Source organism: Paenibacillus sp. FSL R7-0210 (genome assembly GCF_038009085.1).
Classification (GTDB): domain Bacteria; phylum Bacillota; class Bacilli; order Paenibacillales; family Paenibacillaceae; genus Paenibacillus_AQ; species Paenibacillus_AQ silagei.
Genome location: NZ_JBBPAR010000001.1, coordinates 6,458,762 through 6,480,721, shown reverse-complemented (window position 1 = coordinate 6,480,721; position 21,960 = coordinate 6,458,762). Strand labels below are relative to the sequence as shown.

The following is a 21,960-nucleotide window of genomic DNA, read 5'->3' as shown; positions in this document are numbered from 1 at the left end:
AGAATTCCCACGCTGTAACGACACCGACCTGTATAATCCACCTGAATCCTTATCCACTTATTAGCTTGAACGCGATACGCCGTACATTTCGTCCATGGCTAACAGCAGCCGCTGAACATCCGCTTCCGTGGAACTCACTCCCACACTCGCCCTTACCGCTCCGCTAGCAAGAGTATCCGCTGCTTGATGGGCCAGCGGTGTACAGTGCATTCCTGCCCGTACAGCAATCTGGTATTCGCGGTCCAGCCGGTGAGCAATATGCGCCGACTCCTGCCCCTCTACAACAAAAGCCACAATTCCGCTGCGCGGAGCGCCCGGTGCCGGGCCCAGAATCCGCATACCCGGAATAGCAGCCAAGCCCTCCATCAACAGCTGTGTCAACTTCCATTCCTGCATATGAATCTGTTCCACTCCCAGCGCCTTAACCGCCTTCACACCAGCCAGCAGACCAGCTATTCCGACGGCATTCTGTGTCCCTGCCTCATAACGGTCCGGTCGAACACTTGGCTGCTCGCTGTTCTCCGACTGACTGCCAGTCCCTCCATGCATCAGCGGTTCCAGATCCAGCCCAGGAGAGATATACAGCCCCCCGGTCCCTTGCGGACCGAGCAGCCCTTTATGTCCCGGAAATGCCAGCAGATCAATATTCATAGCCGCCACATTAATATTAAGCGCCCCTGCACTTTGAGCGGCATCTACCAGGAACACAGCCCCATGCGATTTCACTATGTCACCGATATCCCCAATCGGCAGAATACTTCCCAGCAGATTGGAACTATGATTGCAGATCACCATCCGGGTGTTAGGACGCAGAGAACGCTGAAGCTCGTGAAGATTAATTTGGCCCTCGCGGTCCGCCTGTATATAATCCACTTCAATCCCGATGCTCCGGCGCAAATACTCCAAGGGTCTGCGCACTGAGTTATGCTCTGTCATCGTCGAAACGACATGATCCCCTGGTTGAAGTGTACCCTTAATAGCCATATTTAGCCCCATAGTTGTGTTATGGGTGAACGCAATATCCTGAGCATTCGCTATACCAAACAACTCTGCCAGCAGCATTCGTGCACGAACTAATACCCGCCCCGTCCCGATAGCCAGTGAGTGGTTGCCCCGCCCGGCATTGGCCCCTGACTGTTCCAAGGCCTCCACCATAGCTGCAGCCACCTCCGGCGGCTTGGGCCACGAAGTAGCTGCGTGATCGAGATATACCAGCCTCTCCATCTTCCACCCTCCCTCTTTTCGATTTAAAAAACATACCCCTCCATATCCGTATTAAGGATATCTCAGGATATGTCTTCGGTACAAATATCCAAATCAGTTCCCCAGCAGCTCCAGCAATCTTTCCAGGTCTTGGGCACTGTAATAGTTTAATTCGATTTTCCCTTTTTCCTTGCCTTGTTTAATTTTGACTGTTGTCTTGAATCGTTCCCGTAATACTTCCTCTACATTATCAATATAAGGATCACGTTTCACAACCTTGGCCTTAATTCCATTAGCAGGTTTGCGGTCGAGATTCTTCACTACCTCTTCCAGTTCTCTAACACTCCACTGAAGCTCCACACACTGGGCAGCCAATTGCTTGATGACCTCCGGATCTTTCAGAGCCACAATTGCCCGGGCATGCCCCATCGAAATTGTTCCACGTGAAACATAATCCTTCACTTCTTCCGGCAAGCTAAGCAGCCGCAAAAAGTTGGCGATATGCGATCTGGACTTTCCGACTTTAAGAGAAAGCTCTTCCTGAGTTAGTGAGAATTGATCCATCAGTCCTTGATAAGCAACCGCTATTTCCATCGCGTTAAGATTCTCACGCTGCAGGTTCTCGATCAGGGCAATCTCCATCACCTGCTGATCACTGAGGCTGCGGACCACTGCCGGAATCGTAGCTTTGCCGCAATATTGCGAGGCCCTGAATCTGCGTTCCCCGGCAATAATCTCATACCCTTTCAAAACACTGCGAACAATGATCGGCTGGATCACACCATGCTGTCTTATGGATTCTGCAAGCTCCTGAATGGCCTCTTCATTGAAATCCTTGCGCGGCTGATAAGGATTGGCTCTAAGCTGCGTCAACGGAATCTCTACTACCTTATCGTCTTCATTGATCGACAGAGAAGGTATTAATGCATCCAAGCCTTTCCCCAAACGCTTACTCATAAGAGATCACTTCCTTTGCCAACTCTAAATATACTTCCGCTCCCTTGGAACGGGAATCGTAGGTAATAATTGACTGTCCATGTGAAGGGGCTTCGCTTAGGCGTACATTACGCGGGATAATCGTTCTGTATACCTTTTCCTGGAAATATTTTTTCACTTCTTCGATAACCTGAATCCCGAGATTCGTCCGGGCATCCAGCATCGTGAGCAATACTCCCTCTATTTTGAGATGCGGATTAAGATTCTTCTGAACCAGTCTTACAGTGTTGAGCAGCTGGCTTAATCCTTCAAGCGCATAATATTCGCATTGTATAGGGATAATCACTGAGTCAGCAGCCGTTAGAGAGTTAATGGTAAGAATCCCTAATGATGGCGGGCAATCTATGATGATGTAATCATAATTCGCCTTCACTGCATTCAGTGCCTTCTTCAGCTTCAGTTCCCGCGATATCGTAGAGACCAGTTCGATCTCTGCTCCTGCCAGCTGAATGGTTGCCGGAATAATATGAAGGCCCTCAATCCGGGTCTCCTGTATTGTATCCTGCGGATCCACTTCATTAATAAGAATATCGTAAATGCAATTTTCTACATCCGCTTTGTTGACGCCAACGCCGCTCGTAGTGTTGCCTTGCGGATCAATATCAACAAGCAGCACTCTCTTCCCCAGAGTAGCCATGCTGGCACCCAGGTTCACAGAGGTTGTTGTTTTACCTACCCCGCCTTTTTGATTTGCTATGGCAATAATCTTGGACACTTATTTCACCTCGAATTGTTTAGAAAGAATCATCTTGTAGTTCTTAGCTGTTAACGGCATAATAATCTGGATCTACGGCATCACGTTTGCGGAGATGTAGGTAAATAAGCAAATAGACAACAACTTATCCTTAGAGTGTATATGTGATAACGTTCGGAGCTAGTCATAGAAAAAGCGGCCAACACCTCAGGGCCGCCTTCAGCTTTTGTTGCCATTATCGTTTTGGAATTTGGATCACAATCTCATAATGATCTCCGCGGTCATTCTCGGAGGTCTTAATCTCCATTCCTGAGCCGGTCACCATGTCTATAGATTGACGAATTGTATTAAGAGCGAGACGGACATCTTTGGTATAGGAGGTCCGTTTTGATTTTTTGGTCTGGGTAACGGCCTTGTAGAAGGCGATACGTGCTTCTGTTTGTTTTACATTCAATTCCTTGGAAATAACCTCAGCCAGAACCTTAAGCTGCATCTCCTCAGTGTCCAGCGACAAGAGCGAGCGTGCATGACGCTCGGTGATTTTTCTTTCCATTAAAGCAGTTTTGACCTGTTCAGGCAAATTCAGCAAGCGGATTTTGTTGGCAATGGTGGATTGGCTTTTGCCAAGCCGCTGAGCCAGACTCTCCTGGGTCAATTGATGCAAGTCAATCAGCTTCTGATACGCGATCGCCTCTTCAATAGAGGTTAAGCCCTCACGCTGCAAGTTCTCTATCAGTGCGATCGATGCAGCCTGTGAATCATTGAATTCGCGGACAAGCGCCGGAATGGTGTCCATACCCAGCTTTTTAACTGCCCGCCAGCGTCTTTCGCCTGCAATAATCTCATACTGGGAATCACGCATACGCACAACGATCGGCTGGATCACGCCATGAGTTTTGATAGTCTGACACAACTCGTCGATCTTCTCATCATCGAAAATAGTCCGTGGCTGATACGGACTGCTGATGACCTCATGAACCGGGATTTGTTTGATCTCTTCTCCGCTGCTCCGCTCGGTAAATCCAAAAAGCTTGGTGAATTGTTCTTTCATTCCGTTCATAACCACCTAATTTCGTTATAGTACGATCATCTTAACCTTTCATGCGAAAAGCTTATCGTACAGCGTAAGAAAAGTATCCCTAAGTCATTCTGAGCCACTTCTCTTAAAAGACGGCCTGGCATTTATTCTGATCTTATCTATTAAAAGTCTTACTATATTATTCTATCACTTTTCTGCTAATAATCCTATTCTCCATAATGACCTATTTTTCCTGCACACCAGCCTGAACTAGAGCAGCTTTCCGCACAAATAAAAAGACCAAGCTCATCAAAGATGAGCTTGGTCCACTATAACAGAAGACTGTCAAATGTTGTTTCACGTGAAACAATTAGATGAGCGGCGACTTCGCAGGTACGCCGGGCTTGCGCGGATACTTGGACGGTGTGGCCCCAGTCTTACGTACAAGAATGATATGCCGGGAAGATTCTTCCACCGGCAGACTGAAGGATTCTACCTTGTGCAGTTCAGCACGCAGCTCCTTGAAGCTGCGCTTGGCTTCTTGCAGTTCCTCCGTCGGATCGCTCCCCTTCATGGCAGCGAAGATGCCGTCCTTGCGGGTGAATGGCAGACAGAATTCATTCAGAAGCGATAAGCGGGCCACCGCACGGGCAGTAACTACATCATAAGCATCCCGGTGAACAAACTGTCTGGCCACATCCTCTGCCCGGCCGTGAATGAGCTGTACACCCTTCAACCCCAGGGTATCACAGACATGCTGCAGGAAGGTGATCCGTTTGCTAAGTGAATCCACAATCGTCAGCTTAAGATCCGGGAAGCATATTTTTAGCGGAATACCAGGGAACCCTGCCCCTGAACCAATATCAGCAAGACTCTTCGTCTCCTGTATATTCACGTAGAAGGCTAAAGATAAAGAATCATAGAAGTGCTTGGTATATACCTGGCTCCGCTCTGTGATCCCGGTTAGATTCATCTTCTCATTCCAGGAGACCAGCTCCTGATAATAGAGTTCAAATTGTTCAAGCTGCTTCATTGAGAGTTCCAGCCCATGCTCCTTGAGCAGGTCGGTGAACTCAGCTACCGTTGTATCCATAGGTTATCCTTTCGCCGCTGTTACACGGTTATAGTGCTCCAGATAGACCAGCAGAATCGAGATATCTGCCGGGGTAACGCCTCCGATACGCGAAGCCTGCCCAATGGAGATTGGAGCGATTTTGGTCAGCTTTTGCCGGGCCTCCATTGCCAGTCCATGAATCTCATTATAGTTGATGTCGTCTGGAATCTTCTTCTTCTCCATCTTCTGAAGCTTCTCCACATGCAGAAGCTGTTTCTCAATATAGCCGGCATACTTAATCTGAATCTCCACCTGCTCCTTCATCTCTTCATCCAGCTCTTCTGGAGAAGGAGAGATCAGATCCACGAAGCTGTAGGCTAGCTCAGGGCGGCGCATTAAGGTCAGCAGATTGCTTCCGTCAACAATCGGTGCAGATCCATAACTGGCTAGCGCTTCATTCACTTGAACCGGTTTGACCTTTGTCTCCTGCAGACGGATAATCTCACGGTCGACCCGGCCCTTCTTATCAAGGAAGGCTTCATAGCGCTGCTCTGTAATCAGCCCAATATCATAGCCGATTGGCGTCAGGCGGAGATCCGCATTATCATGACGGAGCAGCAGCCGGTATTCCGCACGGGAAGTCAGCAGGCGATAAGGCTCATTCGTTCCCTTAGTGACAAGATCATCGATCAGAACGCCAATATAACCCTGTGAACGATCCAGCACGACCGGCTCTTTCTCCTGTACTTTACGCGCTGCATTGATACCGGCAATAACCCCCTGCCCTGCCGCTTCTTCATAGCCGGAGGTACCGTTGATTTGTCCCGCAGTGAATAGTCCCGGCAGACGTTTGGTTTCCAGAGACGGCCAGAGCTGCGTCGGAACCATGGCATCATATTCAATGGCATAGCCGTTGCGCATCATCTCTACCTTCTCCATACCGGGAATAGACCGCAGGACCGCCAATTGCACATCCTCAGGAAGACTTGTCGACAGACCCTGTACATAGTATTCCGATGTGTTTTTACCTTCCGGCTCCAGGAAGATCTGATGCTGTGATTTATCACTGAACCGGACAACCTTATCTTCAATGGAAGGGCAATAACGCGGACCCGTTCCTTCAATAATACCCGTGAACATCGGCGCCCGGTGCAGATTGTCATTAATGATCTGGTGAGTAACCGGGGAGGTGTAGGTCAGCCAGCAAGGCAACTGCTCATTATCCGAGGATTTGGTTTCAAAAGAGAAGAATTTCAGCTTCTCATCGCCCGGCTGGATTTCTGTCTTGGAGAAATCAATCGAATCCTTGTGGACACGCGGCGGCGTTCCGGTCTTGAAGCGGACCAAATCGAACCCCAGTTCGCGCAAATTCTCGGACAGGCGTACGGACGGCTGCTGATTATTTGGTCCGCTCTCATATGTCAGCTCACCCATGATCACTTTGCCGCGCAGGTAGGTTCCCGTTGTCAGAATAACGGTCTTGCTGTGATACACCGTCCCTGTCTTCGTCACCACTCCGGCGCAGCGTCCGTCTTCGACGATCAGCTCCTCCACCATCCCCTGGCGCAGAGTCAGGTTAGGAGTCTTTTCCATCGTTTCTTTCATTGCGTGCTGATAGAGGAACTTGTCGGCTTGTGCACGCAGAGCATGAACCGCAGGCCCCTTTCCTGTATTAAGCATTCGCAGTTGAATGAAGGTCTTGTCTATATTGCGGCCCATTTCTCCGCCGAGTGCATCAATTTCACGCACCACATGGCCCTTGGCGGGTCCGCCAATCGATGGATTACATGGCATGAAGGCCACCATATCCAGGTTAATTGTGATCATCAGTGTGCGGCAGCCCATCCGTGCAGCAGCCAGAGCTGCTTCGCAGCCGGCATGACCGGCGCCGATGACGATAACATCATAGCTGCCTCCATCATAATTCATAACGGTTCCTCCTTCTTATTTGCCCAAGCAGAATTGCGAGAAGATCTGGTCCAGCAGCGAATCCGCCGCCGTATCTCCAATAATCTCCCCGAGCTGCTCCCAGGCCAGACGTACATCAATCTGTATCATATCTATAGGAATCAGCATCTCCGCTGCTTCATAGGCATCCTGTAGTGATTTATGTGCCTTCTTAAGCAAGGCTATATGCCTTACATTGCTTACATAAGTCAGATCGCCAGATTCCAGCTTGCCTCCGAAGAACAGTGCGGAGATCGCCTCTTCCAGTCTATCGAGTCCTTCCTCTTCCAGCACCGACATCGGTACAATACTCGCTTCATCGAAAAAGGAGCGCAGCTTCCCCGTGTCCAGACGGGACGGTAAGTCCATTTTATTCATGATGACCAGCGCTTGTCTACCGTGGATTTGTTCCATCAGTGCCAGTTCATCCTCATGAAGCTCCTCATTGGCATTCAGCACCAGCAGAATCAGATCCGCATCGCTGAAAGCCGCCTTCGAACGTTCCACACCGATTCTCTCCACCACATCCATCGTCTCACGGATACCCGCGGTATCCAGCAGCTTCAGCGGGATATTATTAATCGTTACATACTCTTCTATCACATCACGCGTTGTTCCCGGAATGTCGGTCACAATCGCCTTGTTGTCGCGGGCAAGCGCGTTCAGCAGTGAGGACTTCCCGACATTGGGCCTGCCCACAATAGCTGTCGTAATCCCTTCGCGCAGAATCTTTCCTTCATTGGCGGTTCGAAGCAGCTTATCTATGCCTTGCATAACCTCATGACTCTTATCCTTGATGAAATTGGCAGTTAAGGACTCCACATCATGCTCGGGGTAATCAATATTCACTTCTATATGGGCCAGTGTCTCAATTAGCGTGTGCCGAAGCTCATGAATACGTGCGGATAACGAGCCGCTAACCTGCTTGAGGGCAACCGAGAAGGCCCGGTCCGACTTGGAACGAATCAGATCAATTACGGCCTCGGCCTGCGAGAGATCAATCCGTCCGCCCAAAAAGGCACGCTTTGTGAACTCTCCCGGCTCGGCCAGCCGGATGTCCTGCTGCAGCAGCAGATCCATTACTCTTCTTACAGAGATTACACCGCCATGGGCGCTGATCTCCACCACATCCTCCGTGGTAAAAGAGCGTGGTCCCTTCATGACGGTTACCAGTACCTCTTCCAGCTGTTCCCCGTCCTGCAGACTTACGATATGTCCATAATGCACCGTATGAGAATCAGCTTCCGTAAGGGGGATACGGCTTTTGAACAAAGGGGCCACTTGGGGGATTGCCTGCGGTCCGCTAACCCGGATGATGGCAATACCGCCCTCGCCCAAGGCTGTCGATACAGCGGCAATAGTATCACTAAGCATGTTTGTAATTCACCTCTGGTTTTGGTCTCTTCAAAAAAACAATGACTCCTCGCATAGGTCAAGGAGTCATTGCGGCATATGGTTCTACTTCAAAGTTATAACGACGCGGCGGTTCGGCTCTTCACCCTTGCTGAGGGTGTTCACCTGCTTGTGATCCTGTAATCTGGAATGGATGATCTTGCGTTCCTGCGGGGACATGGGCTCAAGGACCACCTCTTTGCGGGTCCTCACCACACGCCCGGCCAGACGGTCAGCCAGCTCCTCCAGTGTCTTCTTGCGGCGCTCCCGGAAGTTCTCCGCATCCAGCACGAGCCGGATGAAGCTGTCAGAATACCGGTTGGCCACAATATTAGCCAAATACTGCAAAGCATCGAGAGTTTGTCCTCTTCTGCCAATCAGCAGCCCAAGCTCCGGACCGGAAATTTGCAGAACAGTTGATTCCTTGGCATGAACGATTTCAACTTCCACCTCAAGCCCCATGCTCTTGGCGACATCTACAATGAAATGAACGGCCTGACCGTATGCTTCTTCTACCGGGTGTCCGGAATCTTGGCGCGGTACACCGCTGATCGCCTCTGTATTGCTCTCTCTTGTTGTCTGCTGAGACAGTAGCGGAGCACTCGCCGCTGATGCCGGTGCGGCTTCCGGGATCAAGGTCAATTCCACCTTGGCCCCCTTCGCACCGATCAATCCAAGGAATCCTTTTGACGGCTGTTCAAGTACGTTGACCGTTACCCGGTCCTTGTGAACTCCAAGCTGATTAAGTCCCCGTTCTACAGCTTCTTCAATGGTTTTCCCTGTCGCGACGACTTTGCTCATTTTGACTTTTTGACCCCCTTCTTCCCATTGCTTCCGTTTCCTTTAGCAGCAGGAGTTACATCTTTGCGGGCGTTAGAGTTGCTGTTCTTGCTCTTCGTCAGGTTAACATCCTTAGCCTTGCTGTTGCCTGCACTCACCGTAGCGCTGGCAGCGGCAAGTGCTGCTTTGTGCTTATCATTGTTGCGGTACAAGAAGTAGTTTTGAATGATGGTGTACAGATTGCTATAGAACCAGTACAGCGGAAGTGCAGACGGGAAGTTGTAGGACATGATGAAGATCAGAACGGGATATACCATCATCATGAACTGCATTGGACCCTGCTGTTGTACCGGGTTCATTTTGGTCATCATACGGGTCTGGATAAATGTCGTAGCAGCGGCAAGGAGCGGCAGGATGAACAGGTGATCGGGTTTGCCGAGCTGCAGCCACAGGAAGTCATGTAATCTAAGATCCGGATTGTAGTAGATCGAGTTGTATAGGGCAATGAAGATTGGCATTTGCACGATCAGCGGCAGACAGCCCGCCATCGGATTGACCTTGTTCTCCTGGAACAGGCGCATTGTCTCCTGCTGTACCTTTTCGGGCTCATCTTTATATTTTTTCTTAATCTTCTCAAGTTCCGGCTGAATTGCCTGCATGGCACGTGAGCTCTTCACCTGCTTAATCGTAAGCGGAAGAATCAGCGTGCGGACAATGATAACCATTACAAGAACGGCTAGGCCATACTGGCCATTGAACCATTTCGCAAAAGTATCCAGGGCAATGGCGAAATAATACACAACATTACTCTGCCAGAAGCCTCCATTTTTCAAATCCTCCGTAGTGTGCGTCACTGTTGTCGCAGACGGAGAGCATCCCGACAGAACAGCAATCATTAGAACCATTAACCCGAGGAGAAGAAACATTTTTCCTCGCTTAGTCTTCATTAGAGACACTTCAAAACCCCTCTCATAAACATTCCATTGCACCGTAAATCATAACATAATTATGGATACAAATAAACAAGCCCTCTTCAGGCTCTTTTACTTGCGTAAAGCCTTGAGCAGCTTGGCTTTGCGCAGCACATGCAGCACGCTTTTCTCCAGTTCGGCGTAATCCTTGGAGAGCGCTCCTTTTCGGACAATGAAAACGATATCCAGATTGCCGGCAATTTCCGCCTCGTGGTGACGGACAATCTCCTTGACCAGCCTTCTCATCCGGTTGCGGACTACGGCATTCCCGACCTTCTTGCTGACGGATATGCCCACCCGGAATCGTTCCACTTCTCTTCTGGGGAACCAATACACCACATACTGATGATTCGCAAATGACTTCCCATGGCGGTATACGCGGCTGAAGTCGGCACGGTTTCGTAATCGTAAACTTTTGTGCACGGAAATCTCCTATTCAAATACCGGAATTGCTCCAGGCTCCGGAATTTCATCTTCTAATTAGTATTGTCATTCAAGGGAGACCATAAACAGTTACTGCGCCGGCCCTGGAGATCCCCTGCCAACAAACATAGACAGCTTGTGGAAGCTACAATCTAGTGAAATTGAATTCTTATATCTTTAAAAAAAGCCCCGCAGTAGCGTTAACATCCCCTGCAGAGCCTATCGTTTATTGTTGCAGCAGCAGAAGTAATGCGTGGGTTTCTGCTCACTGAGCATCATCCCATTCTGCGCTATATATAGTAGAGAAATAAAAACAGCTGATGCATTCTGCAAATAAAGCGTAAAAAAGGACCACAGCAGTGGTCCCAAAGTGGCCTATCTTACGCACTCAAAACTTTTCTGCCTTTCAAGCGGCGGGCTGCCAGCACTTTGCGGCCGTTTTTCGTGCTCATTCTTTTGCGGAAACCATGCACCTTTTTGCGTTTACTCACATTTGGTCTGAACGTCGGTCTCATGTATTGCACCTCCCTTACAGGAACATAATTACTGTCATATAAGCAGAAACGGACTAAGCCGTCCTTAAAGTAGGGACAGTATCTACAAGTATTATCAATTTAATTTGGAGACATATCCTCACAGAAAACACCTTTATATATTTAAACACATTAATGCGCCAAAAGTCAACCATGTCTCTTTCTCCCTCTTTTTCCGGCTGCTCCACTTTTGCCCCCGTTTTTTGGGACCAGCCGGAATCCGGAATCTTATCCCCAGCGTGTCCCGCTTCTTCACTAATCCTAACCCTAACCGCTTATCCACAAAGGAATACATCCAAAATAATAATCCACAGGCTTGTCCAGTTATCCACCTGTGATTAATTCCGGGCGGATTTTGCTCACAGGTGAGCACAACCTGTGTATAAAAAAATTGCCGCAGTCGCGGAAATTGTCGAACGGTAAACAAATTATCAACAATATGTAGTGGTGTGCCTAAAAATTATACACAAGTGATTGAATTTGTGGATAAAATGGCGTCGCTCATTGAAAAATAAGGGGCGTTTTGCTATGATAGTATTACTTTTGAATGTGAATAGATTTGTTTGTTCAATAAATTATCAACAAGCTGTGGATAAAGTTGTGAACAATTCAAATTTATCCATATTTTTTTGTCTCTTGAAGTTGCATACTGGGGATAAGATTAATCGCCAACCCATTTTCTTCGACATTTCCACTTCATGGCTGATGCCACATTTGGAAGATTTAAAGGAGTGACAGTCTGTGGACAGCCATACTTCCGAATTATGGCAGCAAATATTATCGATTATTCAAACCAAACTAAGCAAGCCGAGCTTCGATACCTGGTTCAAGGCCACCAAGGCCATGACATTCAATTCCCAGGCTCTTATCATCTCGGCGCCTACAACCTTTGCCGTAGAATGGCTGGAAAGTCGCTATACCAAACTGGTAGGAGCAACGGTATATGAAGTTACCGGACAGCAAGTGGAAGTCAAATTTGTCATTGAGGAGAACAAGCCCTCTGAGCCTGTGGTTCAGCAAAGTGCGCCCACTCCCGTTGTTTCGCGCGAAGAGGCACAGACACATTTGCTCAATCCCAAATACACCTTCGACACATTCGTGATCGGCTCAGGCAACCGTTTTGCGCATGCAGCCTCCCTTGCTGTAGCCGAAGCGCCGGCCAAAGCCTATAACCCTCTGTTTCTGTATGGAGGCGTAGGTCTCGGAAAGACTCACCTTATGCATGCGATCGGCCATTATGTGCTGGAGCATAACCCCAACAACAAGGTGATTTACATCTCCTCCGAGAAATTCACGAATGAATTCATCAACTCCATCCGTGATAACCGCGGCGAAAGCTTCCGCAACAAGTACCGCAATGTTGACATTTTGCTGATTGACGACATCCAATTCCTGGCCGGCAAGGAGTCCACGCAGGAGGAATTTTTCCATACGTTCAATGCTCTTCACGAAGAACGCAAGCAAATTATCATCTCTAGCGACCGGCCTCCCAAGGAAATTCCTACTCTGGAAGAACGGCTGCGTTCCCGGTTCGAATGGGGACTGATCACAGATATCCAGCCCCCCGATCTTGAGACGCGGATTGCCATTCTACGCAAGAAGGCCAAGGCGGAGAACCTGGATATCCCGAACGAAGCCATGATGTACATTGCCAACCAGATCGACACGAATATCCGGGAGCTTGAAGGCGCGCTGATCCGTGTAGTGGCTTATTCTTCCCTGACGAACCAGGATGTGACGACACATCTGGCAGCCGAAGCGCTGAAGGATATCATCCCTTCGAGCCGTCCGAAGATGATCACCATTAACGATATTCAGCAAAAAGTCGGTGAATACTACAATTTGCGCATGGAGGACTTCAAAGCGCGGAAACGCACGAAGGCTGTGGCTTTTCCAAGGCAGATTGCCATGTATCTCTCCCGCGAGCTGACGGATTATTCGCTTCCTAAGATCGGCGAGGCCTTCGGAGGACGCGATCATACGACCGTTATCCATGCCCATGAGAAGATTACGCAGCAATTAAAGGTGGACCAGGAGCTCTATAAAGTGGTAAATAATCTTTCGGAGAAAATTAAAAATCCTTCCTAAGAGGAACAAAGAGCCTATACACAATCTATACACATGTGGGTAGGCTTAATTTTATGCTGTTTAGCCACTTATCCACATAAACGGAGCCCCTACTACTAATACTATTAAATAACTATAATAATTCATCTTCTAAGAGCAGGTTTCAAAGAGCATTTACGTACACCCATTTCCCAATTTTTCAGCTAGGAGTGAAATCATGAAAATCAGCATTCTCAAAAACGAGCTTAACGAATCCATCGGCCATGTCTCCAAGGCAATCTCCAGCAGAACAACTATCCCTATTCTGACCGGTATTAAGTTTGAGGTTAGCCATCAGGGCGTTACACTGACTGCAAGTGATACGGATATTTCCATTCAGTCCTTCATCCCTGCCGAGAATGACAGCCAGACGATCGTCAAGGTAGAGCAGCCGGGCAGCGTAGTGCTTCCCGCCAAATTTTTCGTAGAGATTATCAAGAAGCTTCCCTCCAAAGAAATTCACATGGAAGTCAAGGAAGGCTTCCAGACCTACATCTCCTCCGGCTCTACGGAGATTCAGATTGTGGGCCTCGATCCTGAAGAATTCCCTGTTCTGCCAAGCATTGAAGAGAATGAAACCATCTCCATGCCCGGTGATTTGCTGAAGAATATGATCAAGCAGACTGCCTTCTCCATCTCCACCCAAGAGACCACACCGATCCTGACAGGCATTCTGTGGAATCTGGCCGACAATGAATTCAAGTTCACGGCTACCGACCGCCACCGGCTCGCAACCAGAGCTGCACACCTGGAAGGCACAGAGAATATCCAGTTCGCGAATATTGTCATTGCCGGCAAAACGCTGAACGAGCTGAGCAAAATTATCCCTGATCAGAATATGCTGGTGGATATTGTCGTCGCCGATAACCAGGTGCTGTTCAAAATCGACAAAGTGCTGTTCTATTCGCGGATTCTGGATGGCATTTATCCGGATACTTCTAGAATTATTCCAACCACCTACAAAACAGAACTAACTTTGGACACAAAAAAATTAAGCGAATCGATTGACCGTGCTTATTTGCTGTCCCGCGAAGAGAAAACGAACATCGTCCGGATGCAGACCCTGGAAAACGGTGATGTGGAGATCTCTTCCAGTTCCTCCGAGCTGGGGAAGGTCCGTGAAGAGCTGGAAGTTATCGATTTCAAAGGCGAGCCGCTGCGCATCTCCTTCAACTCCAAATATATGCTCGATGTGCTGAAGGTGGTGGAGAGTGAGCAGCTCGTGATCGCCTTCACCGGCATGATGAGCCCGATTATTCTCAGACCGCTCGATGAGAGCCGCAGCCTGTATGTGATTCTGCCGTACCGGACAACTAATTAACGCCCTGTTCATGAACATGTGGATAAGTGGCTGAGAGGATCAAAAACATGAAAAAAATAGTTATCCACAGTGGATATATTAAGCTCGACCAGTTCCTGAAGCTCTCCGATTGTGTATCCACAGGGGGAATGGCTAAGGCACTGCTGCAGGAAGGGCATGTGCAGGTGAACGGTGAGGTAGAAGAACGGCGTGGCCGGAAGCTCTACCCGGGTGATACAATCGAGGTACAGGATAACGGCGTCTTTGAAGTTGAGGGCGGCGGCGTCAAGGAGGAGTAACCCTAAGGAGGAACAGGCTCTTGTTTGTCAAAAATATCGGACTGCAGGATTACCGCAACTATGGGCTGCTGCGTCTTGAGCATCTGGGCGATGTGAATCTCATTCTCGGACAGAACGCCCAGGGCAAAACCAATCTCATGGAGGCTTTGTTTGTCCTTGCGATGACCAAAAGCCACCGGACCTCCAAGGACAAGGAGCTGATCTCCTTCGATGCCCCGGCGGGCTCCGCACAGATTGTTGCTGAAGTAGAGCGCAAATACGGAGATCTTAAGCTGGAGCTGACCCTGTCCCCGCAGGGCAAGAAGGCCAGAATTAACGGACTGGAGCAACGGCGGCTCAGTGAATTCGTAGGCTCGCTGAACGTTGTAATGTTTGCTCCGGAGGATCTGGAGATTGTTAAAGGCACCCCGGGCATCCGGCGCCGGTTCCTTGACATGGAGATTGGCCAGGTTCAGCCGAGCTACCTGTTTCATCTGCAGCAGTACCAGAAAATCCTCCTCCAGCGGGGCAATTTGCTGAAGCAGTTATGGGGCAAGGAGGCTGGCGGCCGGGAGCTTCTGGACATCTGGGATGCCCAACTTGTAGAACATGGTGTTAAAATCGTTAAAAAAAGGAAACAATTCATAAAGAAGCTGCAGATATGGGCAGAAAGCATCCACCGGGGCATCACAAACGGCGGAGAAGAGCTCAAGCTGCTCTATGTCCCCTCCTTTGGTGAGCGTGAAGAGGAAGATGAAGCTGTCTTATTGGACAAATTTATGTTAAAGTTATCACAAACAAGAGATCAGGAAATCAGGCGCGGCATGACGCTGACGGGTCCCCATCGGGATGACCTGTCCTTTTTTATCAACGGAAGAGAAGCTCAGGTCTACGGTTCCCAAGGGCAGCAACGTACGGCAGCTTTATCGCTCAAGCTGGCGGAAATTGAACTGATCCATGAGGAGATCGGAGAATACCCTGTGCTGCTTCTTGATGATGTTTTGTCCGAACTTGATCCCTATCGTCAGACCCAGCTTATCGAAACCTTTCAGAGCAAGGTGCAGACCTTCATCACTGCCACCGGTGTTGAGGGACTGAACGCTGATAAACTAAAGGGTGCAATCCTGTATCATGTTCATGGCGGCAAAGTGGGGTTATAAAGAGCGGAGGAAGACCATGTATATTCATTTGGGCGGAGAAAAAATTATTCGATCCTCAGAGCTGATTGCTATATTTGATATATCGATTGAGAAGTCCTCCAAGGTATCGAAGCAGTTTATGACTCATTCCCAGCAGGATAAGAAGCTGGAACGCATTGGTGAAGAGGAAGCGAAGTCTATTGTCGTGACCAGGAATACTGTCTACTACTCCCCGATCTCCTCCTCCACTCTCAAAAAAAGAGCCAAGATCTTGTTAGAAATATAGGTTTCGTAAGTTACAAGAGATAATCTGAAAGAAGTAGGTGAAGGCATGTCAATGAATCAACCGACATATGATGAGAGCCAGATTCAGGTACTGGAAGGGCTGGAAGCAGTTCGGAAACGTCCCGGCATGTACATTGGCTCCACCAGCTCCAAAGGTCTGCATCATTTGGTCTGGGAGGTTGTCGATAATAGTATCGATGAGGCGCTGGCAGGTTTTTGCGACCGGATTCAAGTCATAATTACTGAAAATAATAGTGTGACTGTTATTGACAACGGGCGGGGAATTCCTGTCGGTGAGAACGTCAAGCTGAAGAAGTCCACGCTTGAAGTGGTCATGACTGTCCTGCATGCAGGCGGTAAGTTCGGCGGCGGGGGTTACAAGGTGTCCGGCGGTCTTCACGGCGTGGGGATCTCTGTGGTTAACGCTTTGTCCGAGAAGGTAGTAGTGACCGTCAAGCGTGACGGGCATGTCTACCAGCAGGAGTACAACCGCGGCGTGCCGCAATATGACATCAGAGTGATCGGGGATACAGAGGAGACGGGGACCACCACCACCTTCCACCCGGACCCGGATATTTTTACCGAAACCACTACTTTTGAATACTCCACGCTCCTTACCCGTATCCGAGAGCTGGCCTTCCTGAACAAGGGCATTGAGCTGTCACTGCTGGATGAACGGACCGGAGTCAACAATACGTTCAAGTATGAAGGCGGTATTGTGGAGTATGTGAAATACCTTAACGAGAAAAAAGAAGCTCTTCATGAGGATCCGATCTACGTGGAAGGCTCACGGGATATGATCGCGGTTGAAGTAGCTCTCCAATATAACGATTCATATACAGAGAATATCTATTCATTCGCCAACAATATCAATACCCACGAGGGCGGAACGCATGAATCCGGCTTCAAGAGCGCTTTGACGCGGATCATTAATGATTACGCACGCAAGGCCGGCGTGATCAAGGATAGCAGCCAGAATCTGACCGGTGATGATGTCCGTGAAGGTCTGACGGCGATTATTTCCGTCAAAATCCCTGAGCCGCAGTTCGAAGGCCAAACCAAGACCAAGCTCGGCAACAGTGAAGTCCGCGGGATTGTAGAATCACTGTTCGGCGAGAAGCTGCAGGAGTTCCTGGAAGAGAATCCTGCCGTCTCACGCAAGGTGCTGGAGAAGTCATTGCAGGCTTCCCGTGCCCGTGAAGCGGCCAAAAAGGCCCGTGAGCTGACCCGCCGCAAAAGTGCGCTTGAAGTCAGCGCCCTGCCGGGCAAGCTGGCGGACTGCTCCTCCAAGGATGCGTCGATCAGTGAGCTGTACATCGTCGAAGGTGACTCGGCAGGCGGATCAGCCAAGCAAGGCCGGGACCGTCATTTTCAGGCGATCCTGCCGCTGCGCGGTAAGATTCTGAACGTCGAGAAGGCCCGGCTGGACCGGATCTTGTCCAATGCGGAAATCCGGGCGATTATCACCGCACTCGGAACCGGGATTAGCGATGATTTCGACCTCTCGAAGGCGCGTTACCACAAGGTTGTCATTATGACGGATGCGGACGTCGACGGCGCCCATATCCGAACACTGCTGCTGACCTTCTTCTACCGCTACATGCGGAAGATTGTTGACGCAGGGTATATCTATATCGCCCAGCCGCCGCTCTTCAAGATCGAGCGCAACAAGGTTGTGCGCTATGCACAGACCGAGAAGGAGCGCGATGAGATCATTGCTGCCTTTGGTGAGAACGTGAAGGTTAATGTTCAGCGCTACAAAGGTCTGGGTGAGATGAACGCCGCTCAGCTGTGGGACACGACGATGGACCCTGAGAGCCGCACCATGCTGCAGGTGACCATTGAGGATGCCATGCTGGCGGACAGCATCTTTGATACCCTGATGGGTGACAATGTCGAACCGCGCCGTGAATTCATTCAGGAGCATGCGCAATCGGTTAAGAACCTGGATATTTAAGCCGCACATAGCGAACCTCCGGATTATCCCTTGCGGATGAAGCCGGAGGTTTTTTAGTAATACAGAGGTTATATAGTCTGCCGTTTGAATACATAGAGCTAGAAGTTCGATATTCGCTTACGGCGGCTGGTCACGGACTTCCGGTTAGGCTTCAACCGTCCATAGGCCACAGCGTAACGGTGGATTTTGCGGTAAATAGCTTTGTTCGGGAATAATTTGAAGACAATGATGGAGGGTAAGGTGTTTACTTCAAGCAGCCATAGATCGTGATGCTGGTCTATGGCGACATCAAGCCCCAGCTCCTTAAGGCCTGGATAAGCCGTTTCGAGCTGCGCGCCGATTCGGACGCCCAGCGATTTGAGCTGCTGGGTAGTTGCAGACATTTCGTCAGAGGTCATATGCTCCTTGAACAAGGCACCTACCGGAAAAACACTGCCCCCGCTGTGATAATTCGTGATCACCTTCTGCGGTGCGGCGACCCGGCCAAGCATGCCTGTAGTCTCCCAGCTGCCCTGGGGATTCTTTTGGGTAAGCACCCGCAGGTCGAAGGGGCGCTCCTGATGCTGCAGCAGATCAATGCCCTGCTGGACCAGATAGCTGCGGTCTTTAATCCGGGGCACCAGTGCGGCATGAAGCTCTTCAGGGCTATTAAAGACCTCGGCGTCCTTCGCATACCTGAGAATATACATCAGCTTCGGCTCTGCCGGTACTTCTGCTTCAATGCCTGCAGCTGCTGTCTCCGGTTCACCGGTCTCCGGCTGCTGCCCGCTGGGACTTAAGTGTACAACCCTCTGCTCGGCTCTCATCACTCCGCTGCCATAGGTTCCGCGGTCGGGCTTTATATATACCGTGCCATGCAGATGCAGCATTTCTTTCAGATCCTCCAGGCCGTATTTGCGCGTTTCCGGAATATAGACCGAGAGCTGACGGTTTTGCAGAATGACTTTCGTTTTTGCCCATTTGCTGGACACGCGTTGAATCTTCATGTTCTGCCTCCGTTTCTTTACGCATAGCGAATTTTCAGGACAAGAAAGCAAAATAATGTTATAATATAAGGATATGAGATTATGCTTTTTGGGACGAAAACAGGGGCATGAAGCCAATTCTCTTGTCTCTACAGTCTATGTACTGAAGACAGCAGCGGAGAGGGCGTATACCCTTATCCGTACTAAAAGAAAATCAATATAGACGATAACAGGCTATCATGTTTAATTGTGCTGGTTTTGTGAAAGTAATATAATATAGGGTAGCGGTTTTTAACTGAAGGAGGTCCACCAACTCATGGCTGAACAAAATAACCCGCAAGTCAAAGATCGGGACATTGGCGTGGAAATGCGCGAATCCTTTATGGATTACGCAATGAGCATCATTGTAAGCCGGGCTTTGCCGGATGTGCGGGATGGACTTAAGCCTGTTCACCGACGCATTTTGTTTGCAATGTCGGAACTTGGTATGTCCTCGGATAAGCCACATAAGAAGTCAGCGAGAATCGTCGGTGAGGTTATCGGTAAGTATCACCCACACGGTGACTCAGCAGTCTATGAAACAATGGTACGTATGGCACAGGACTTCTCCATGCGCTATATGCTTGTAGACGGTCATGGTAACTTCGGTTCCATAGACGGAGACATGGCGGCTGCAATGCGTTATACAGAAGCACGTTTGTCCAAAATTGCCGGAGAAATGCTCCGTGACCTGAACAAGGAGACCGTTGACTTCGCGCCCAACTATGACGGTGAAGAGAACGAGCCTGTAGTCTTGCCGGCGCGTTATCCCAATCTGCTGGTCAATGGTGTAGGCGGGATTGCGGTGGGGATGGCAACCAACATTCCTCCGCATAACCTCGGTGAGGTTATTGACGGTGTGCAGGCGATGATCAAGAATCCTGATATTACGCCTATGGAGCTTATGGAATATATTCAAGGCCCGGATTTCCCGACGGCCGGATATATTCTGGGCCGTGAAGGCATCCGTCAGGCCTACCGCACTGGACGCGGATCGGTTACCATGCGTGCCAAGGCGACAATTGAAGAGAATAACGGCAAGGCCCGGATTATTGTGCATGAGCTTCCTTACCAGGTCAACAAAGCCCGGCTCGTGGAGAAGATTGCGGAGCTGGTGCGTGAGAAGCGCATCGAGGGAATTACGGATCTGCGTGATGAGTCTGACCGTAATGGAATGCGCGTAGTGGTTGAAATGAGACGGGATGTGAATCCGAGTGTGGTACTCAACAATCTCTACAAGCATACTTCTATGCAGTCCACCTTCGGGATCAACATGCTGGCTATTGTCAACAATGAACCGAAGACTCTGAATCTGCGCGATGTGCTATATCACTATCTGCAGCATCAGATCGAAGTCATCCGCCGCCGGACGATCTTCGACCTTAAGAAGGCGGAAGCACGGGCGCATATTCTGGAAGGTCTGCGTATTGCCCTGGATCATCTGGATGAGGTCATTGCCCTGATCCGCGCCTCACGCACTACCGACATTGCCCGGGAAGGTCTGATGGAGACCTTCAGTCTAAGCGTAGAGCAGGCCCAGGCGATCCTCGATATGCGGATGCAGCGTCTGACCGGTCTGGAACGCGAGAAGATCGAAAACGAATATAACGAGCTTTTGGCCAAAATTGCCGAATACCGTGAGATTCTGGCCAATGAGCATCTTGTGCTGGATATTATCAGCAATGAGCTGCAGGAGATCCGGGATAAGTACTCCGATGACCGCCGTACAGAAATTACCGTTGGGGAAGAAAGCATCCTTGACGAGGATCTGATTCCGCGTGAAGAGGTTGTTATCACGATTACCCACACCGGTTACATCAAACGTCTTCCGGTCAACACCTACCGCAGCCAGAAGCGCGGCGGACGCGGTGTCATCGGGATGGACACCAAGGACCAGGACTTTGTGGAGCATCTCTTCGTGAGCAACTCCCATAACTACCTGATGTTCTTCACTGATAAGGGTAAGGTGTACCGGATTAAGGCCTATGAAATTCCGGAGCTTGGACGGACTGCCCGGGGAACGCCGATCATCAACCTGATTCAAATCGAGCAGGGCGAGAAGATCAGTGCGGTCATCCAGGTGGAAGAAGCGGACAGTGACAAGTACCTGTTCTTCGCTACCCGCGAGGGAATTGTGAAGAAGACGCCTCTGGAAGATTACAACAACATCCGTAAGGGTGGCCTGATTGCAATCAATCTCCGTGAGGAGGATTCACTGATTGAGGTGAAGCTGACAGACGGTGAGCAGAATCTGATTATCGGTACTGCACGCGGAATGTCGATTACCTTCTCGGAGAATGATGTGCGTTCCATGGGCCGCAGCGCTACCGGGGTTAAGGGAATCACGCTTGATTCCAATGACCATGTTATTGGCATGGACTGCGTAGACCAGGAGCTTGAGGTGCTGATCGTAACCACCAAGGGCTATGGTAAGCGGACACCTGCTGCTGACTACCGGTCCCAGACCCGCGGCGGTAAAGGCATCAAGACCATTAACCTTACGGATAAGAACGGGCCGGTTGTCGGGCTGAAGGTCGTCAAGCAGGACGAGGATCTGATGATTATTACGACCAGCGGTACCCTGATACGTACCAGCATGGACGGAATATCCACCATGGGCCGTTATGCGCAGGGCGTTAAGCTGATTAATATCCGTGAGGATGATGCTGTAGCTACACTGTGCAGAGCGGACAAAGAGGATGAAGAGCTGTCTGAGCATGAGGATGGCGAAGACATTCAAGGAGTTCCTGTAGAAGACGAAGGCGAGATGGAAGCTAGCCAGTCTGAAGCGGATGCCGTGAACGAAGACGATAGCCTCGAATAAGGATGGCAGGAGAGCATGGGTTTCTGATGTATAGAAATCCATGCTCTTTTTTTATA

19 protein-coding genes are annotated in these 21,960 nt (G+C 49.7%); 7 read left to right on the top strand and 12 right to left on the bottom strand.

The features are described from left to right. Positions 1 to 60 precede the first annotated feature (60 nt). The 11 genes from MKY64_RS27435 to rpmH form a co-directional block, all read right to left on the bottom strand. Positions 61 to 1,224 (bottom strand): aminotransferase class V-fold PLP-dependent enzyme, encoded by a 1,164-nt coding sequence (locus MKY64_RS27435; RefSeq protein ID WP_340956929.1) that lies wholly within the window; start codon positions 1,222 to 1,224, stop codon positions 61 to 63. 93 nt (positions 1,225 to 1,317) lie between these two features. After that, positions 1,318 to 2,160 carry a ParB/RepB/Spo0J family partition protein gene (locus MKY64_RS27430; RefSeq protein ID WP_036728055.1) on the bottom strand — a complete coding sequence of 281 codons (843 nt, stop codon included), beginning with the start codon at positions 2,158 to 2,160 and terminating at the stop codon, positions 1,318 to 1,320. Beyond that, on the bottom strand, positions 2,153 to 2,914 hold the full coding sequence (locus MKY64_RS27425; RefSeq protein WP_036728056.1) for a ParA family protein: 762 nt from the start codon (positions 2,912 to 2,914) through the stop codon (positions 2,153 to 2,155). The genes MKY64_RS27430 and MKY64_RS27425 overlap by 8 nt, the downstream gene beginning before the upstream one ends. A gap of 214 nt (positions 2,915 to 3,128) precedes the next feature. Continuing rightward, complete coding sequence (noc, locus tag MKY64_RS27420) at positions 3,129 to 3,944, bottom strand: nucleoid occlusion protein (protein WP_036728058.1); 816 nt, start codon at positions 3,942 to 3,944, stop codon at positions 3,129 to 3,131. A 337-nt stretch (positions 3,945 to 4,281) separates the two neighbouring features. Continuing rightward, the gene (rsmG, locus tag MKY64_RS27415) at positions 4,282 to 5,004 is read right to left on the bottom strand and encodes a 16S rRNA (guanine(527)-N(7))-methyltransferase RsmG (protein WP_340956928.1); all 723 of its coding nucleotides are present in this window, start codon (positions 5,002 to 5,004) and stop codon (positions 4,282 to 4,284) included. Positions 5,005 to 5,007: 3 nt separating this feature from the next. After that, positions 5,008 to 6,894: a tRNA uridine-5-carboxymethylaminomethyl(34) synthesis enzyme MnmG gene (mnmG, locus tag MKY64_RS27410; protein ID WP_036728061.1), complete on the bottom strand. Its 1,887-nt coding sequence runs from the start codon at positions 6,892 to 6,894 to the stop codon at positions 5,008 to 5,010. Positions 6,895 to 6,909: 15 nt separating this feature from the next. Continuing rightward, complete coding sequence (mnmE, locus tag MKY64_RS27405) at positions 6,910 to 8,286, bottom strand: tRNA uridine-5-carboxymethylaminomethyl(34) synthesis GTPase MnmE (protein ID WP_340956926.1); 1,377 nt, start codon at positions 8,284 to 8,286, stop codon at positions 6,910 to 6,912. Between the two features lie 84 nt (positions 8,287 to 8,370). Then, the gene (gene jag / locus MKY64_RS27400) at positions 8,371 to 9,105 is read right to left on the bottom strand and encodes an RNA-binding cell elongation regulator Jag/EloR (protein ID WP_036699874.1); all 735 of its coding nucleotides are present in this window, start codon (positions 9,103 to 9,105) and stop codon (positions 8,371 to 8,373) included. Continuing rightward, complete coding sequence (locus MKY64_RS27395; RefSeq protein ID WP_209879294.1) at positions 9,102 to 10,040, bottom strand: YidC/Oxa1 family membrane protein insertase; 939 nt, start codon at positions 10,038 to 10,040, stop codon at positions 9,102 to 9,104. Before MKY64_RS27395 ends, jag begins: the two co-directional genes overlap by 4 nt. Positions 10,041 to 10,127: 87 nt before the next feature. After that, a complete protein-coding gene (rnpA, locus tag MKY64_RS27390; protein WP_036699878.1) occupies positions 10,128 to 10,478 on the bottom strand; it encodes a ribonuclease P protein component in 351 nt (116 codons plus the stop codon). A 380-nt stretch (positions 10,479 to 10,858) separates the two neighbouring features. Next, entirely contained in the window at positions 10,859 to 10,993 is a 135-nt protein-coding gene (rpmH, locus tag MKY64_RS27385; protein ID WP_039295761.1) for a 50S ribosomal protein L34, read from the bottom strand. 759 nt (positions 10,994 to 11,752) lie between these two features. Between rpmH and dnaA the strand changes: the two genes are divergently transcribed. From dnaA to gyrB, 6 genes are all read left to right on the top strand, one after another. Next, entirely contained in the window at positions 11,753 to 13,099 is a 1,347-nt protein-coding gene (dnaA, locus tag MKY64_RS27380; protein WP_036699882.1) for a chromosomal replication initiator protein DnaA, read from the top strand. Between the two features lie 196 nt (positions 13,100 to 13,295). Next, positions 13,296 to 14,438 carry a DNA polymerase III subunit beta gene (gene dnaN, locus MKY64_RS27375; RefSeq protein ID WP_036728067.1) on the top strand — a complete coding sequence of 381 codons (1,143 nt, stop codon included), beginning with the start codon at positions 13,296 to 13,298 and terminating at the stop codon, positions 14,436 to 14,438. 47 nt (positions 14,439 to 14,485) lie between these two features. Further along, positions 14,486 to 14,716, top strand: coding sequence for a S4 domain-containing protein YaaA (yaaA, locus tag MKY64_RS27370; protein ID WP_036699885.1), 231 nt, complete (start codon positions 14,486 to 14,488; stop codon positions 14,714 to 14,716). Between the two features lie 20 nt (positions 14,717 to 14,736). Then, positions 14,737 to 15,855, top strand: coding sequence for a DNA replication/repair protein RecF (recF, locus tag MKY64_RS27365; RefSeq protein ID WP_036728069.1), 1,119 nt, complete (start codon positions 14,737 to 14,739; stop codon positions 15,853 to 15,855). Positions 15,856 to 15,871: 16 nt separating this feature from the next. Then, positions 15,872 to 16,120, top strand: a complete 249-nt coding sequence (gene remB, locus MKY64_RS27360; RefSeq protein WP_036728071.1) for an extracellular matrix regulator RemB — start codon at positions 15,872 to 15,874, stop codon at positions 16,118 to 16,120. Between the two features lie 45 nt (positions 16,121 to 16,165). After that, on the top strand, positions 16,166 to 18,076 hold the full coding sequence (gene gyrB / locus MKY64_RS27355) for a DNA topoisomerase (ATP-hydrolyzing) subunit B (protein ID WP_209879303.1): 1,911 nt from the start codon (positions 16,166 to 16,168) through the stop codon (positions 18,074 to 18,076). A 98-nt stretch (positions 18,077 to 18,174) separates the two neighbouring features. Here the strand turns inward: gyrB and MKY64_RS27350 are convergent, their stop codons facing one another. Then, positions 18,175 to 19,062, bottom strand: coding sequence for a YheC/YheD family protein (locus MKY64_RS27350; protein ID WP_340956923.1), 888 nt, complete (start codon positions 19,060 to 19,062; stop codon positions 18,175 to 18,177). 295 nt (positions 19,063 to 19,357) lie between these two features. Here MKY64_RS27350 and gyrA point away from each other — a divergent pair, with 295 nt between their 5' ends. Then, complete coding sequence (gene gyrA, locus MKY64_RS27345) at positions 19,358 to 21,904, top strand: DNA gyrase subunit A (RefSeq protein WP_036728076.1); 2,547 nt, start codon at positions 19,358 to 19,360, stop codon at positions 21,902 to 21,904. Positions 21,905 to 21,960: the final 56 nt, after the last annotated feature.